Annotated in this window: 12 protein-coding genes; 1 reads left to right on the forward strand and 11 read right to left on the reverse strand. The window is 33.5% G+C overall.

The features are described from left to right. Nucleotides 1–15: 15 nt before the first annotated feature. Genes BFL01S_RS14400 through galU form a run of 5 tightly spaced genes read right to left on the reverse strand, consistent with a single transcriptional unit; the run spans nt 16 to nt 5,180 of the window. Nucleotides 16–1,086, reverse strand: coding sequence for a glycosyltransferase family 4 protein (locus BFL01S_RS14400; protein WP_061786104.1), 1,071 nt, complete (start codon nt 1,084–1,086; stop codon nt 16–18). Then, nucleotides 1,061–2,380 (reverse strand): hypothetical protein, encoded by a 1,320-nt coding sequence (locus BFL01S_RS14405; protein ID WP_061786105.1) that lies wholly within the window; start codon nt 2,378–2,380, stop codon nt 1,061–1,063. The genes BFL01S_RS14400 and BFL01S_RS14405 overlap by 26 nt, the downstream gene beginning before the upstream one ends. Before the next feature lie 36 nt (nt 2,381–2,416). Beyond that, nucleotides 2,417–3,559 (reverse strand): glycosyltransferase, encoded by a 1,143-nt coding sequence (locus tag BFL01S_RS14410; protein ID WP_061786106.1) that lies wholly within the window; start codon nt 3,557–3,559, stop codon nt 2,417–2,419. A 54-nt stretch (nt 3,560–3,613) separates the two neighbouring features. Continuing rightward, the gene (locus BFL01S_RS14415) at nt 3,614–4,300 is read right to left on the reverse strand and encodes a sugar transferase (RefSeq protein ID WP_061786107.1); all 687 of its coding nucleotides are present in this window, start codon (nt 4,298–4,300) and stop codon (nt 3,614–3,616) included. A 1-nt stretch (nt 4,301) separates the two neighbouring features. Then, on the reverse strand, nt 4,302–5,180 hold the full coding sequence (gene galU / locus BFL01S_RS14420) for a UTP--glucose-1-phosphate uridylyltransferase GalU (protein ID WP_061786108.1): 879 nt from the start codon (nt 5,178–5,180) through the stop codon (nt 4,302–4,304). 704 nt (nt 5,181–5,884) lie between these two features. On the opposite strand from galU, the gene BFL01S_RS14425 reads away from it, so the two are divergent. Continuing rightward, nucleotides 5,885–6,331 (forward strand): VanZ family protein, encoded by a 447-nt coding sequence (locus BFL01S_RS14425; protein WP_061786109.1) that lies wholly within the window; start codon nt 5,885–5,887, stop codon nt 6,329–6,331. A gap of 40 nt (nt 6,332–6,371) precedes the next feature. On the opposite strand, the gene BFL01S_RS14430 is transcribed toward BFL01S_RS14425, so the two are convergent. The 6 genes from BFL01S_RS14430 to BFL01S_RS14455 form a co-directional block, all read right to left on the reverse strand. Further along, the gene (locus tag BFL01S_RS14430) at nt 6,372–7,085 is read right to left on the reverse strand and encodes a DUF6270 domain-containing protein (RefSeq protein ID WP_061786110.1); all 714 of its coding nucleotides are present in this window, start codon (nt 7,083–7,085) and stop codon (nt 6,372–6,374) included. 99 nt (nt 7,086–7,184) lie between these two features. Continuing rightward, nucleotides 7,185–8,795: a glycosyltransferase family 4 protein gene (locus tag BFL01S_RS14435; RefSeq protein WP_061786111.1), complete on the reverse strand. Its 1,611-nt coding sequence runs from the start codon at nt 8,793–8,795 to the stop codon at nt 7,185–7,187. Nucleotides 8,796–8,811: 16 nt separating this feature from the next. Further along, a complete protein-coding gene (locus BFL01S_RS14440) occupies nt 8,812–11,448 on the reverse strand; it encodes a CgeB family protein (protein ID WP_061786112.1) in 2,637 nt (878 codons plus the stop codon). Nucleotides 11,449–11,480: 32 nt separating this feature from the next. Next, complete coding sequence (locus tag BFL01S_RS14445) at nt 11,481–12,230, reverse strand: hypothetical protein (protein ID WP_061786113.1); 750 nt, start codon at nt 12,228–12,230, stop codon at nt 11,481–11,483. 192 nt (nt 12,231–12,422) lie between these two features. Continuing rightward, nucleotides 12,423–13,451 (reverse strand): hypothetical protein, encoded by a 1,029-nt coding sequence (locus tag BFL01S_RS14450; protein ID WP_061786114.1) that lies wholly within the window; start codon nt 13,449–13,451, stop codon nt 12,423–12,425. Nucleotides 13,452–13,572: 121 nt separating this feature from the next. After that, on the reverse strand, nt 13,573–16,290 hold a 2,718-nt coding region (locus BFL01S_RS14455; protein ID WP_235859241.1), incomplete at its 5' end, for an Ig-like domain-containing protein.

The raw sequence follows: 16,290 nt of genomic DNA on the forward strand, positions 1-16,290 counted from the left end.
AGATTAGCTCTTTAATTATAATAAACTTTCAATAACCTTCAGGTGTTGAGCAACACTTTTTTCCCAAGTGAATTTCGTAGCTTGTGCTAATCCTTTTTTTGACAACACTTGTAATGTTTCTTCATCTTGTAAAGTTTCTTTTATTTTTTTTGCCATATCCTCTACATCATAAGGATCAAAATATATAGCAGCTTGCTCGCAAACTTCAGGTAATGAAGCTGCATGAGAGGTAAGCACTGGTGTACCACACGCCATAGCTTCTAATGGAGGCAAACCAAAGCCTTCATATAATGATGGGAAAATTAATGCCTTGGCACCTTTTACCCACGCTTTTAACTCTTCGTCGCCAACATACCCTGTAAAAGTTATTTTGTTTGCTAATTCCTCGCTAATGTCCGATATACTATCATCACCAGTAATAAAACCTTCTTTTTTTCCAACTATAACTAAATCTTCCTTTATATCCTCTTGTAAAATCTCATAAGCTTTAATCAAGCTTCGTAGATTTTTATGAGGTTTAACATTCCCTACATATAATATGTAAGGTTTATTGAACTTCTTTTCACCTCTAAATTCAAACCAATCTTCGCCTACACCATTATATACAACATTTACTTTACAATCAGCATTTCTACCTAAATGGATAAGGGCTCTTGATTTACTAAACTCTGATACTGTAATAACTTTACTTGCTTTTCTAGCTAATATTTTAAACATAAATTTTGAATACAACTTTTTATTAATACCACTTACGAACTGTGGCATATCAAGATGAAAAAAATCGTGTACTGTCACTAATGTTTTAGTAGAAGTTAGAAAAGGAATATTATAATGAGGTGACCACAACAAATCGTATTCTTTTGTAATTTTTCTATTTAGCTCTATCTGTTCTCTAACACTATAAATGGAGCATGTACAATGAATTATATTAGTATCAGGAAACATTTCTGATAATATCTTTTTATCTCCTAATAGAGTGACATTAAAATTCTTTTTCATAGGTATTATACGCAAGAGAATATTTTCTAAATAAGTTCCTATACCAGAGCTTTTTATCATTCTAGCGTCCACTAATAAATTTTTCATAATTTTTCTTGTCCTCAAATTTATTTTTGTAATAAAAACCCAATAACATTCCAGTAACAACAGATAAACCTACAGTTTCTATTATATTAACTGTAGCACCATATGAAAAAATGACTATTGATACGAGAATTAAATAGCTATTATATTTTTTTTCTAAGTTCATAAACAAAATTTTCAATAGTATATAAATAATTACAGAATATCCTATTATTCCAAAAGTAACAATGATATAAACATATAAACTATCTGCAGCATTATAAAGATCTGGTTCGAAATATTTTTGCGCAACACCTATTCCACCTATACCACGCCCCAATATGTTATTCACATTGGTACCTAATAATTGAAAAGCTTGAGGCCAAACAACTAGGACTCTTTCTAAAAAAGAACCAAATACTAAATTAGCAACACCTGACAAACTTTGTATAGATACCTTCCCAGAAAGTGATAATAAAATGGGGATAATACCATATAAAAACAGTAGTATTACAAATGATTTTGTAAGTATTGCAACGAATAACTTATCTCTTTGATTTACTTTTTTATAAACTTCTAGAAACATAGTTGCTATTATCATTGCAAAGATAAATATATATGCTGATTTTGAAACTGTATATATTACCCCTACTATAGCCGCAAAAAATAAACATATATCAAATACATATAATAATAAATCTTTTTGTTTTATATTTCGATGTAGTAAGTTTAATATGTGAAATGTCATTAGTGAGATTAATATAATTGCAGACTCGGAAGAGCTTCTTTGAAATCCTGACAGTCTAGCAATACCATTAGTTGCTCCACCAGCATACCATTCTCTATTGCCTTCTACATTTATTCCGGCTATATCATAAGTATACCCTTGCCAAGGCAATGTAAAAAAATAGTCTAATGTTAAACCTATTAAAGTAATTGGAACAATTATGCGAAATAACCTTAAGAAAATATTTATATTGTCCACAAAAAAATAAGCTATTATGAATCCTGCAAGTAAATTAGTGTATGTACTTGTAGCAAAAAGTATTTGATTAACCATCAATCCATTCACAAAACCTACAAATACACCATATAAAATAGTGGCTACTAAGATAAAAAACACTAAATTAACTCTGTACGACTTCAATACACTCATTAAATATATTAGGATTATAAAATATATTATAAAGTTTTTACCGTATATCAAAAAAGATAGATTAAATATACCTAAAGCATATCTGAGTACACCTTCAAAGACATATAATATAATCCATAAAATTAATAATCTATTTACAAGCTTATGTAAATTAATATTCACTATATCTTTCCACCTGACTTTTAATGATAGTAATCTTTAAAGATCACTAATGAAATTAATAATATTATCAGCTTTGGAATTCCAACTATATTTTTCAACACCCGCTTTTACTTGTTCTTTTAATAATTGCATTGAAATAAGTTTTCTAACCTCAATGCTTATATCTTCATAAAAGAAAACGTATTCTTCATTTCTATGCAATAGCTCTTCTGTTTTTTTTGTGACAACTGGTAATCCAGTTGCTAAGTATTCATATAGCTTCATCGGACTTCTACCATTATTAGCCTTATGATTTGATAGTGGTAACAGTGCTATGTCACTATGTTGTAAATATGCAGGTAATTCTTTATACTTTATGGGCCCAAGAAAATGAAGATTTTTCAAATTAGAGTATCTTTGTAAAATCTCATAGTCTTCAATTGGCCCAATTACTATTACATTAATATTAAAATTTTCTTTAGCTAGTTTTACTATCGATTCCAAATCTAGTCTATCATCAATAGCTCCCGCATATACTGCTTTTATACCCTCAAGTGTTTCATAAAATTCAGGTTTCAATTGTGGTTCTGCAAAATGTTTAAAGTCTACACCATTTTCTACTAACATATAAGGGAGGCTATCATCAAATGACCTAATGTGATCTAGCACAGGCTTCGATGTCGCTATAAGACCATTAGCTTTATTAATAATTTTTTTTTCAGCATTAATTATACTTGAATCATTTAACATATCTGCGTATAAATCTGTTGGACGGTAGATTATCTTTTCTACATTAAACATCTCTTCTATTCCTACCATAGTAGGTTGATCTATTATTAAGTAATCTACATCTAAGCTTCCAAAGAATTTAGCAACAACTTTTTGAATATTATTCTTTGCCAAAGACATAAATAAATTTTTGTTAGTGATACCATATAAATATTTCAGTATACTCCAAGGTGGTGAGAAGGTGAAAGGAATATAATCTATCAAATTATCATTGAGTTGTAAAACTTTCCCTACCCGTTCTTTTTTCATCCTATTCACTTCATTTTTTTTAAAATAATGTAGCGGTGTAAATGGTGTACTGATATGAATTACTTGATGTCCATTTTCTGAAAAAGTGCGTGCTAAATGATGAGAACCGACAACAAAAGGCCCTCCTATAAATGTATGACTGATAAAAATTATTTTTTTCATCTTTCCTCCAATAATTGTATCTTCATCTTAAATTAGAAAAAGTGCTCTAAACAATTAGTAAGCACCTTTTCTAGATAATACTAATATAATTGTTTTGAAAATTATTTCACAATCTAATTTCACTCCTCTTTTATCAATATAGTAAAATTCTATGTCTGCCCGTTCTGGATACCCTACTTCACTCCTGCCACAAATTTGCCAGTAGCCAGTAACTCCGGGTTTCACATTAAGAAAATCTTTTAATCTATACTCATACTCCTTCAATTCTTCTTTAATTACTGGACGTGGCCCTACTAAACTCATGTCTCCCTTTAATACATTTATCAATTGTGGCAACTCATCTAAGCTAGTTACCCGCAAAAATTTCCCTACCTTAGTGATACGTGGATCTTCATGAGCTTCTAGCTTATAACTATTTTGAATATATTTCTTATACAATGATTTATCTTTTTTCAATACTTCTTCTGCATTAACAATCATTGAGCGAAATTTATACATTTTGAATTCTTTTCCATATTTTCCTATCCTTTTTTGGGAGAAAAATACCGGACCTTTGTTATTACCAAACAAATATAAAAGACTAATCAATAAAAAAACGGGAAGGGTTATTACTAAAGCAATAACCGCTCCTAAAATATCAACTATTCTCTTTGAAAATAAATAAAAGGCTGTTCGTCCACGTTGTGATCCATGTGTTTTTTCATTTGAAGATAGTTTAGGTTTAGTAGCTGTACTATTCATACTATTTTACACTTTCCTTTTCTAATAAACCCTTTAAAAAATCCATTAAAGGATATTTTAAATCTTCATGTTGCAAAGCAAACTCAAGCGTCGTTTCAATAAACCCTAACTTCTCTCCAACGTCAAAACGTTTACCTTCAAAATCATACGCAAACACACGCTGAATTTCATTTAGCTTCTGAATTGCGTCTGTTAACTGAATTTCTCCGCCTGCACCAATTTCCTGCTGCTCTAAGAACATAAAGATTTCAGGGGTAAATACATAGCGTCCCATAATAGCTAGATTTGATGGTGCTGTGCCTGGAGCTGGCTTTTCTACAAATGTATTAACTTGGTAGCGACGCCCTTCGTTTGAAATTGGATCAACGATTCCGTAACGATGCGTTTGATCGTCACCTACTGTTTGAACACCAATAACCGATGACAATGTATTTTCATATTCGTTCATTAATTGGCGTAGTGATGGCGTCTCAGCTTGGACAATATCATCTCCTAGTAGGACTGCGAACGGCTCATTACCGATAAAGTTGCGAGCGCACCACACAGCATGACCTAAACCTTTTGGCTCTTTTTGACGAATATAATGGATATCAACGTTTGATGATTGACGAACTTTTTCTAATAACTCAAATTTCTCTTTTTCTACTAAGTTATTTTCCAGCTCTGGCGCATAGTCGAAATGATCTTCAATGGCACGCTTACCTTTTCCCGTTACGATAATAATGTCTTCAATACCAGACTGGATTGCTTCTTCAATTATGTACTGGATGGTAGGCTTGTCCACAATAGGAAGCATTTCTTTTGGCATTGCTTTTGTTGCTGGTAAGAAGCGTGTCCCAAGACCCGCTGCCGGAATAATGGCCTTGCGTACTTTTTTCATAGCATAACTCCTCTTTTCATGTTTTAGTAACCAATAAATATAGATATAAATGCTTAAGAAAAGGTTGTATTCATCTCAACCCTTGCGTAAACATTTATAAAAAACAGGGCATCTAACCCTACCTCACACCATGCTAATGACAACGAACGCGTCTAAGGTGCCTTTCTTATATGACACCCACAGCACAGCCGAGTATCTCCATTGATAAAGGTTAGGAGATATCACCTTTTTTCTTACTTAAATTATCAGTTTAATAATTCATTAGTCTTGTTCAAAAAGTAATGTTAACATAACAATTTATAGTTTTAAACGAAGGTTTTTGTCGGTTATTGTCGACTTTTATACTAAATGCTTAATATAGGACTTTCATTCCTCGAAAAGTCCTTTTTTTGTGCTGTTCTGTTGCAGGATAATCCATTTGATAGTTTTAAAGTCTTCAAAATGAGGAATATATTAGAATTTACTCTTAATACAGATGGAAGACAAGATGAAATGATGCCTATGTAAGATGTTTATCTAGAAGTTTTTCTCTTAATTAAACCTAAATACCTAATTAATATGTTTATTATACATTTCAATAGCATAAAAATACCATACCCTTTTTTGATTTTTTTGTAAATTTATATCGAATATCCTTTACACTTGCTTTATCTCCCATTTTCTCCTAGGATATAAATTAAAACTAGTTAGAAGAAGGATTACATATGGTAAAGAAACTGATTGCCCTTTTATTTATGCTTGCGATTGCTTATTTTTCACACACGCCTCATTTGCAAGTAACCGATCCTGGTACGTGGAATAACCCTTCTGTATGGGATCACAATGCTACGATTGGATCTGTTCTAAACCCTAGCAGTGAATTTTTCACTGCTTATTCCTACGGCTTTAATACAGAATTCATTTTACGAAAAATTGCGCACATCACGTTCTTTGGAATACTCGCCCTATTGTTCTATTGGAATTTACGAGAATCTAAGACTCGGTACATAAAAGCTTGGATTTTGCTTGCTTTATTTGCCTTTACGGATGAGGTGCACCAAGCGTTTATCGTTGGACGAGATGGACGCATGGTCGATGTGTTAGTGGATTCATTCGGCGGGGCACTATTTTTATATTTACTTTATCGATTCAAGCAACAGAAAAAAGCGTAGTGAGGACATCCTCGCTACGCTTTTTCATTGGCTATTTTTATTATGCTAAAAGGTGTTTTAGCTCACTTAAAAACTTTTCATAATAAGATGTTTCATAGTGACGAGGAGACAGTCCCCATTTATGATTTTCATCCGCAAATATTTCTTCATCTGTAATTTCCAAATAGGATGCTTTGCTTACATTTTCACCTAGATACTTGTACATAAAATCGAGATTTTTGTTATTTTCATGAATCTCATCTATATTTTCAAAGCTTTGGATATCACCGTTTGCATCTATGTAACGTTCCTGCCAGAAGGCTTTGTGAATAATGACTTGATCATACTTGCTTTCATTAAGCTTTGCTACTAATTGCTTGGCAGCTGCTTCCCACATTTCGTCTGTTTTCTGTACAATTGCTTTGCCTTTTAATTCTTGCATTAAATTCGATTTATTAAATTCATCAGATAGCGTAAAATATGTTTCTCCACGCTTCATTAAGCGTAAGCGCTCAGACAATAAATCAATAATGAGAACGTTGGACTGAACTTCTTCTAAATACTTAAAAAATTGCTTATTTAAATCATTATAAACGCTTCGTTTTTGAAAATTCGAATCCAGTAAAATTTTATAGATTGAAATCTTCATCGGCTTAGAAGCTAATGAAATAACGTTTGTTCTTGCGAAGTAATTATTAATTTCATATTGATGTTCAAACATTGCAAAGGGATCTCTGGACACACAGCTCCCCAGTATATCAATCTTTTTATTCACGTAACGTAACACTCCTATTTCCATTAGACTACTTTACAAAAGCTACTAAAATATAATATAGCTCTTCTGTACTGTCAATCTTGTACAGTTTACTCTGTTTTAATGATAAATTTCAGCTAGCTCTTCATTAATGACTTTTTCGATACTGCATTGTTTCCTCATGCGCTTTGCGGCTTCATGAGATTTCTTTTGAAATTCTTCAGGGTGATGATATAGGAAATCAATGGCATCTGCTAGACCTTGAGAATCTTCTCTTCCAGCTAAGCAGCCGCACTCATCATCGACAAACTCAGGTATTGCCGTTACGCCGTTTGTAATTGGAATTAACCCGCTGCTCATCGCTTCACACATTGATACTCCCTGTGAGTCCAGGCGCGTTGGGCACAAGAAAATTCCGTGCTCTTTGTGCAATTTAGCAATCTCTGTTTGTGGTAAGAAGTAATTATGAATATGAACATTCGAAAAATGTTTAATCGGCTCTAATGTTTTGTCAAACAACACGCCATGACCATAAATATTAAACTCGAATTCTTCAAAATAATCCTTTTGGGACAGAGCTAAAATCGCTTTTACTGATAGATCATTGGCATACTTATGAGACGCAAACGGACGAATGCTTAGTATTTTTTTACGCTGATTTGCATCTTTTGGAACGTAGTCAAACATTTTGTCATCGACAACGTTATGAATGATTGAATAGTCTTCAACAAAAGCATTCGTATCTGCTTCCGCCACTGCTTCTTTAAACCACTTCGATACAAAGATAAACTTAATATTTAACGTTTTGCTTTCATAGACCGACTTCATAAAGTCTGTGCGCTTTTTATTTTCTTTAATTGAGGCTAACGTTTTTTCTAGCGCTGCAGCATCTCCACTAAAATTAAACCACCTGCGATACCATTTTTCCGTTTCAACTCCATGAATCCAAATAAGAATTGGCGTCTTTGCAGCTTGACTAGCTTCAATTGATTCAATCATATGATGATCAACAAAATGAATTAAAATCTTTTTATATTTCTTTGCATTCAGCACGTTCGTTAGTTCTTCTTTGCCACCCGATAAAACAAAGGTATTATTAAATTTGTAATATGCTAAAGACGTTTCCTTAGCATTCAAACGGAATATATCAACAGAGGCACCGTTCTCTTGATAGAGCTCAGCACGTCTATGAACAAACATATTACGGTATAGGTTATTTTTCTCAGGATATACGTTTGTTAACACCAAGTAGTCCGCTTCTTCATTCAAATCATAAATAGATTGCTCTATGTCTTTTAAAGGTGCATCGTAACATGAGATGCTCACTTCTTCTATGTTGGCTTCTCCCGTACCAGACACTCTAAGCATTAGCTCGAGGTTATTTATATTAGCAGGAAAAGAAAGAATTTTTTCAACATCCATTCCAGTATACTGGCTAGTAATCTGCTTCCCTTCACCTGTTCCCTTAACAATTAACTGAACATCTAAGCTGTCTGACACGTTCCCTTTAATTGTGGCTGTGTAGACAAATTTCGAATCATATTTTATTGGTATTGCGTTTCTATCAGAAGTTAGAAATGTATAGTTATACTCACTGTCTTTTTTTTGAACTTTGAGAGAAAGAAATGACTCTTTTCTTGCAATCTCAAATTCAAAGCCATCTTTGCGAGAATGGATCCAATCGTCTTTATATACATAAACTTCTGCTGGTTGTAATAATGTTTTTCTCATTTCCTACGCTCCATCATTAAATATTTACTGATGTATCTATGTTAGAATGGACATTTTCATAATCTAAATAAGATAAGTCTTTTACAAAATTAAAGCGATCTGCTGCAAATAACCGATACCCTTTTTTAAACAAGAACTTTAAATTACTTTCAGTTGAAATCTCTTCTTTACCAATATGCATCCATGCTTTTAGGCTAATGATAGCAGCATCTAAATCTAAACAATCTGTATAGGAATGCTCACTTCTATCATTTACCACGGCAAGTTGTGCAGTTTGGTAATGTGTGCGTTTGCCAATAACGTCACTATTAGAATATTTCGTAGCATAATACAAATCTAACAAGTAGTTTTTACCATAAAAATTGCTAGGCTTAAAATAAGCTACATATTTAATATCCTTAAATTCTGGCTTTTCATAGGCTTTAAGGACTTCAATATTGTTAGCCTTTAAATCCTTTGCAACTTGTTTATAACTAAAAGGCTTTTTCAAAATCACTTTCAGTTCTTTTGATTTATAGGCCTGATTACTAAACATGTTAATGACATATTGTAGTTCGGCTAAGCTTTCAACCTGACTCCAAACTCCAATAGCTGGATGAGAATCCTCTAATTCAAACCCCGCTTTTCCTAAGACATAGTTTAATCGACTCTCGTAAGTGTGATATTGTAAAACTTCTCGTAAACCTTGATGAGCTCTTTCTCTGTAATATTTCTCATCCGTTAGCAGTCTTTGAAATTCAAGCTCAAAATCTTCTTTTTCGCTGCTCATAAATACAAGATCATCAAATAAATTTTCAATTCCTTTTGAATATGTACTCACAACAGGAGTATTCGATGCTAAACATTCAAAAACCCTTCTAGAGAACATTGTAGGTGAATCAACTACGCTATTTACGTTAAGAGCTACTTTATACCCTTTGTAGGCTTTATGAATTTCAGATGCTTTTAAGCTTTGCTTTGTGTATTGTCTTAGGTGTTCAGGAAAATAAAATTCCGTTAACTCATTGCCATAGTTGCGATCATAAATAGTCAGTCCGTACTTAGCCGCTGATTCTAGTAACATATTCATGTCATATTGACGTTCAATATATTTATTTGCATAGTACGATCCAGCAAAGCTAATTCCATTCTCTCTCTCGTATAGCTCAATAGGATTATGAATAGCTGGCTGTGCTGCAAATGGCAGTGCAAAAACTTGATCATGATGCAGATTTTGTTTATAGTTTTCCACTGAATTTTCATCTGTAGTAAAGATATAATCAAAGTGTTTAGCCGTTTGAATAAATGAATTGAAATGTACCGGATCTTCTTTATTCCAAAAGATTGTTGGAATATGATTTTCTTTACACCAATTAACAACTTCAAGCAGATCTAGAATATTGGTTTTATTATTGCTAGACACTTTCCTTGTCCACTTTCCGTTGTTTCCGTGCCAAGCTGATTCAACAAATAAAGCATGTGGTTTGTTTGTTGCGAATGTAGCTTTCCAGTTATCTGGACTAAACGTAATTACATCACATTCAGGCTCTAAGCATTGCATCGTAAACTCATCACAAATAACACCTAGCTTTACATCTTTAAGCGTATTCGGGACATCATAGCCAAGTGAACGTAAATGTTTTATTGGTAAAAATCCAGTTTCCTTTTTACTTTGACAAGTTACATCATGTATTTCAACAAACCCAGTTCCTGAGAAGCGTACTGCCATTCGACAAAACTTAGCTTTTGGAAGAACTTTAATCAGTCGCTCTTCGTTTAAATTAACAATCTCTACTTGCTCTTTACTTCCTGTATTTGAATAAAAAATAACAAAAAGTTGCGCAATGGCCGTGTCTTTCTTTTCACCTTTAAAAGTAACTTTATATCGATTATTTGAATCAATTTTTATTGGAAAAACAGTTGGTTTTTGTCCAAAACTAATATTTTGTTCATAACATGAAATATATTGATGCTGCTCTTCTTCTAAATCAAAATCAACTCTAACTCGACCATTTTTTATGCTAAGATTCTTTAGATGATTTACTTTTGGCACGTACCAATCTTTGGGTGTGAAATTCTTCATTTGTAAAAGATCTTTCCACATATAATCTTCTACGTTAAATTCAGCTTCTTTTTTCTCTGAAGGTGGTTGAATCAAGCCTTTGACTTGATCTATTTGAATTAGCTGAATTTGTTGGATAACGGTGCTACCTTTCCCGACCACGCGAATAGCAATTCGATAATCGTCTGCATCACCGTCTAACTCGATAACTTCAGTACTGTTCAGTGAAAGGAATTGAGTAGATGTTTTTTTACCTTTTTCATATGCAATAAAAAATAAATCTACCGTAACATCTTTATCTGTTCTACCATGGAAGTTTACAAGGTATTTTTGTTTCTTTTTTAAACCTGTAGTATAAGAGGGAGGGGTACTAAAGCTACCGTTTTGTTCTAGATAGGATACATAAAATGCGTCTCGTTTACTTTGTGAATGTTCGATATATAAAAAGTTTTCTTTAGTCAAGAGAGCAGTCCCAATATTATTGGTGTACCATTTAGTATTCTTTAAGCTTAGTGAATAAGCCGAATTTGTATTGTTAGGGTTTACTATAAAATTCAATGTTTTAAGCTGTTTCTTGTACTCATTATACAAAGGTAAAAACCGATTATTCATTTTGTCCTCCACTATTGTTGTCAACACAATGATTATTTTCTAGATAATTTTTTTCTGAAAGACCAATAAGCTATTGTCATTCTCCCAAGCTTAGAATTTTCTAGTTTCAACATTCTTTCTTCTGTTTTTTCAGAATAAACTTTCAATTCTTCGTATTGCTTACTAAGCTGCTCTTTTTCTTCTTTTAATCTCGCATTTTCAGCTTCAAGTATCTTTCTTTTCTGTTCTTCTTGTTTTAGTTCTTCTTCAGAAGCTTCTAATTGACTTTGAACAGATTTATACTTTGCCTGAATTTGTTCTTTATATTGAACAGATTCAACATGATTTAATTCGAGGGTTGCTAACTTCTGCAACAAATCACTTTGTTTACTTTTTAATGTCTCAAGGTCTTGTTTACTAACAAACTCACTATGCTGAAGAGTTTTCTTTTCATTCTCTAAATCTTGAACATTTTTTTTCAGTAATAAAACAAGCTCTCTGCTTTCTTTTTGACCGTTTTCTAGTAGTTTCATATCTTTAATGGCTTGTTCATACTTATCTTTATACAATCCTTCTTCGTTATCTTCTATTAATAATTCTGGATGTTCACTTCTAAATAATTCATCTTGCTTTTTCATATCTGCTAACATAAACTCAAGTATTTCCGTAAATTCTCGCTCTAGCTCTTCCTTTTCTCGAACAAGTTTTTGAATAAGTAAAGCTTCTTTTGCACTCTCTATTACTTTTTGATTTTCCCCTACTTTTTTTGTATGTTTATTTCTATCTTTAACGTCTATAGACATATGATTATGTTCCTCCGTTTCCAACTCTCAGTAAAAGACAACAGGCAAATATGCCTAATACAGTTTATCATCAAAAGTTGGACAAATAAATAATTTCATTCCTTTATTCTTGCTTATCTTACATTTTTTTTGATTATCACTCAAAATGAAAATCTGTTTTTACACCTAAGTATAAAAACAGATTTCTCTTCTTTAAACTGTAACCCAACTTGTACCTTTTGAAAGTCTCGTTTCTCCTTTTTTAACGAATACCTTTACTGTATATTTACCAGGTTCGGTTACTTGATACTTTAATGTTGAACTATTAGAATACTTTGTTTTTTCGATTGGCCCAGAGTGACCATCTTTATACACATAATAAGCAAAGTGAGCGGTCTTATTCTTTATAAAGCTTTCAGGCACTTGACACGAAACGGAAATGATATTTTCGCTTTCTGTTTCAATTGAAGTGTCTTTAATGAAGATTTCACCTGTAATAGCTGACAGTTCATCTAATAGATAAGTAGCAAAATAAGGTCCCATTTCTGAGTGGCCTTTATATGCTTGAACATCTAGATCATAAGGGATCTCTCGCTCCTTAAGTATTTTCACGAACGGTTTTACATGTTGGTTATAGTGAGAGTCTCCACTTCCAACATGAATGTGAGGCTTCGTTTTATACGTATAATTACTCACAATATCAATATAAAATTGGTTTAAATAATCACGGTGACCTTCCGAATTGCCGCCAGTAATTAATTTTAGTACTGTATCACGCGTATAGTTGTTTACGCCGTATAAATAATCTCCAACTTTAAACTGAAATCCTCCTGCTATAAAGTGACCAAAGTCATATCTCATGGCAAAGTAAAATGCTGCCGTTCCACCTTTACTTGATCCGCAGGTAATGATGTTTTCTTTTCTAATTTTATTCTCATTTGCTATCTTAAAAATTAGTGCTGCTACTGATACCTCATAGTCTAGTTTTTTATGTTGACCCAAATAGTATGCTGGGTGACCCATACAGTTATCTAAGATAAATAGCCTATGACAATCAATCTCTTGAAGATATCTCACATAGTTGTAAAATGCAGGCTTACCTTCTTGCTCTTTTCCATTAAAGCCTGAAAAAGTCACGGCTAAGTGACTGGAAGGTTTACTTGCTGGTATAAATAAATATTTTATGTCATGAGCTCCTTTGAAGACTTTCTCATTTTCAATGATATATTCTGATAAAGACATAGATACTTTCCCCTCTTACATTTTCTATAATGTTACATATAAGGTTATTTTAACCTTTTTTAACTCTATTACAGAAGAAAACGAATTAACCTTTTCTAGATTAATTCGCTTCTTTTATATCTTATTGTACTACCTTTGATGTATAAGAACTATACAAACCTTTGCTGTTTTTAATCACAACACTTACTTTTGTACCAGAAGTTTGCGCTGGCACTGCAACCGTAAAGTGCCCTGTTGTATTGGTTTTCCCTCGTCCAATGATGGTTGAACCAACTTTCACATATACAAGGCTATTCCCTTCTGCCGTTCCCGTGACTTTTTTATCTATTGCTTTAATCATGTTGACATTAGGCGCCTGCGGTCTTTTTTGACTAACTATTTTCGATGTGTATTTGCTATAGTTTCCAGCGCTGTCTCGTGCCACTAGGTTTATTTTTGTGCTCACTTTTTGCTTCGGAATAATAACTGTAAAGTTCCCATTCACATCTGCTAATCTCTTACCAATAATTGTTGAGCCAACTTTAGCGTATACCGTACTTCCCGCTTCAGCCTTACCTGTTATCTTGGCATCTTCATTCGTAATTTCATTGATAGTAAATATAGCAGGAGGGGTTTTATCTTCAACTATTTTTTTTACTTCTGCACTGCTTGCTCCTTCTTGATTAGTGGATGTAATAATCAAGTTGGTTCCTGCTTTTTGTTTATCAATCGTTACTTCAAAGTGCCCGTCTGCTCTGGTTGTACCCTTATATTCTTTAGCTGATGCTTTTACCGTAATAATTGTATTTGGCTGTCCTGTTCCACTTACTTTTGTATCCAAATCACTAACTTCATTTACATTTGGTGCAGCTGGTGGAGTAGCTTCCTTCTTAACAACTGTCGTATAAGCATAGGGGCTATAGTTACCTGCTGTATCTTTTACTACAACGCTGATTTTCAGCTTTTCCTTTTGTTTAGGTATTGCAACTGAAAATTGACCTCTAGCGTTAGTTTTGCCGCGTCCAATAATTGATGAACCTTTCTTTACATAGACTAAGCTATTCGGTTCAGCCTTACCCGTTACTTTTACATCTTCATTCGTTACTGCGTTTAGAGTAGGCGCATCTGGTCGCGTACGATCTTCCACTTTGACAACCGTAGGTTCACTTGTATTGTTTGCTGCATCTGTCGCAGTAATTGTAATTGAAGTATTTGCTTTTTGTTTATCAATTGTCACTTTGAAACTACTGTCTTTTTGAACAACTGAACTATATACTTTACTTCCTATCTTTACAGTAGCCGTCGATCCGGGCTCTGATGTTCCGGTAACCATTGTATCTTGATCCGTAACTGGATTTACAGCTGGCTTTTCAGGTGCCGTTCGATCTACTTCACTTACCGTTACGTATGCATATTTGCTATAATTCCCAGCATTATCTTTTGCAATAACTGATAATTTTGTACCAGCTTTTTGTAAAGGAATTTTCACTTCATAATGTCCCTTACTATCCGCTACCTTGCGAGCTAGGACAGTAGATCCTGACTTGATATAAACTAAGCTACCAGCTTCTGAGGTTCCTGAAATAACCGTATCTTCATTTGTAACTGGTTGAACCGTTGGTAAAGCAGGAGGCGTCTTGTCTTTTACAGTCAGAGAAACCTCAACACTACTATTTCCAGCCTCATCTTTTGCTTTGATTTTTATACTTGTGCCTGCTTTTTGTTTTGGAATCGAAATTGTAAATTGGCCTTTTGCATTTGCAGTTCCTGTATACGTTTTTGTTCCAAGCTTAGCGGTTACCTTTACTTCTGAACCAGCTACGCCAGTAATTTTCACATCTTTATCGCTAATCTCGTTTACTTTTGGTGTCTGAACAGGTTCAGTTCCATATACTTTATACGTTTTAGTAGTGGTATGACCAAATACATCCACAAATTTAAACGTTAACTCTTTCTGATTTGTTACATCATAGCCATTTAATCGGAATGTACCGTTGGAATTTAAAGACAGAGGTTTATTATTTAAATAAACGTCTACAACTGGTACGGTGCTTCCTTCTAAATTCACTTTATTGTCTTTGGCATTAAGTGGTGTGTTGTTTAGCTTGAATGGAACATCTTCTAACGGATAGTTTGATGCTGTCATACCATATAGCGAATTGCTGCCACTTACGATTACGTCACCATTATTTAAATATGAATAATAGCCTGAACTAAATAAGAAGCGCTTTGCGTGTACCGTACCAGTCACCCTTAGACCACCGTAGCTTCTAAGTCCTCCAAGTACATATACATTTCCGTTAATCATTACATTTCCATTTACGGTTAATACCGCGTTCGGTCCAATATATACATCATCATTAATAACTTCGCTATACCACGTTTCATTTCCCGTTACAATACGATGACCTATCGATTCAATTGGAGGCAGAACTTTAAACGTTCCATTTTCTAACCCTTTTGTAACTGTCAGCGTATTCCCATTTATATCTGTAATATCAACAGAAGCTGCTTTCCAATCACCGGATTCACCAAACCACCCGTCTCCACTGAACGTTTCTTGGTCTTCTCCTTTACTCAACTCTACTGATTCAATTGTTTTTGAATTCGGATTTGCATACTTGACAACAACACTTTTTACTAATGTGTCATCCGCTGCTTTTACAGTAATACGATTATATGAATTAGCTTCAATTGTTTCCTGATCTACTTGAATGGATTTGAATGTAGGCTTGACGTTGTCTTCACCTTGGAAGGTGAAGCTTGCACCTTCAAGTGGGCCTCCTATTCTTTTATAGTTACTCACTTGATCTCTAAGATAAAAATAAGATACCTCCCATTTACCTGGCTCCATACTATT

It is taken from the genome of Priestia flexa NBRC 15715 (assembly GCF_001591565.1).
In the GTDB taxonomy this organism is placed as follows: Bacteria; Bacillota; Bacilli; order Bacillales; family Bacillaceae_H; genus Priestia; species Priestia flexa.

Bases quoted from the DNA above. Each gene is read 5' to 3' on its own strand.
- BFL01S_RS14400 (WP_061786104.1), bottom strand. From the start codon at position 1,086: ATGAAAAATTTATTAGTGGACGCTAGAATGATAAAAAGCTCTGGTATA.
- BFL01S_RS14410 (WP_061786106.1), bottom strand. From the start codon at position 3,559: ATGAAAAAAATAATTTTTATCAGTCATACATTTATAGGAGGGCCTTTT.
- BFL01S_RS14415 (WP_061786107.1), bottom strand. From the start codon at position 4,300: ATGAATAGTACAGCTACTAAACCTAAACTATCTTCAAATGAAAAAACA.
- galU (WP_061786108.1), bottom strand. From the start codon at position 5,180: ATGAAAAAAGTACGCAAGGCCATTATTCCGGCAGCGGGTCTTGGGACA.
- BFL01S_RS14425 (WP_061786109.1), top strand. From the start codon at position 5,885: ATGGTAAAGAAACTGATTGCCCTTTTATTTATGCTTGCGATTGCTTAT.
- BFL01S_RS14435 (WP_061786111.1), bottom strand. From the start codon at position 8,795: ATGAGAAAAACATTATTACAACCAGCAGAAGTTTATGTATATAAAGAC.
- BFL01S_RS14440 (WP_061786112.1), bottom strand. From the start codon at position 11,448: ATGAATAATCGGTTTTTACCTTTGTATAATGAGTACAAGAAACAGCTT.
- BFL01S_RS14445 (WP_061786113.1), bottom strand. From the start codon at position 12,230: ATGTCTATAGACGTTAAAGATAGAAATAAACATACAAAAAAAGTAGGG.
- BFL01S_RS14450 (WP_061786114.1), bottom strand. From the start codon at position 13,451: ATGTCTTTATCAGAATATATCATTGAAAATGAGAAAGTCTTCAAAGGA.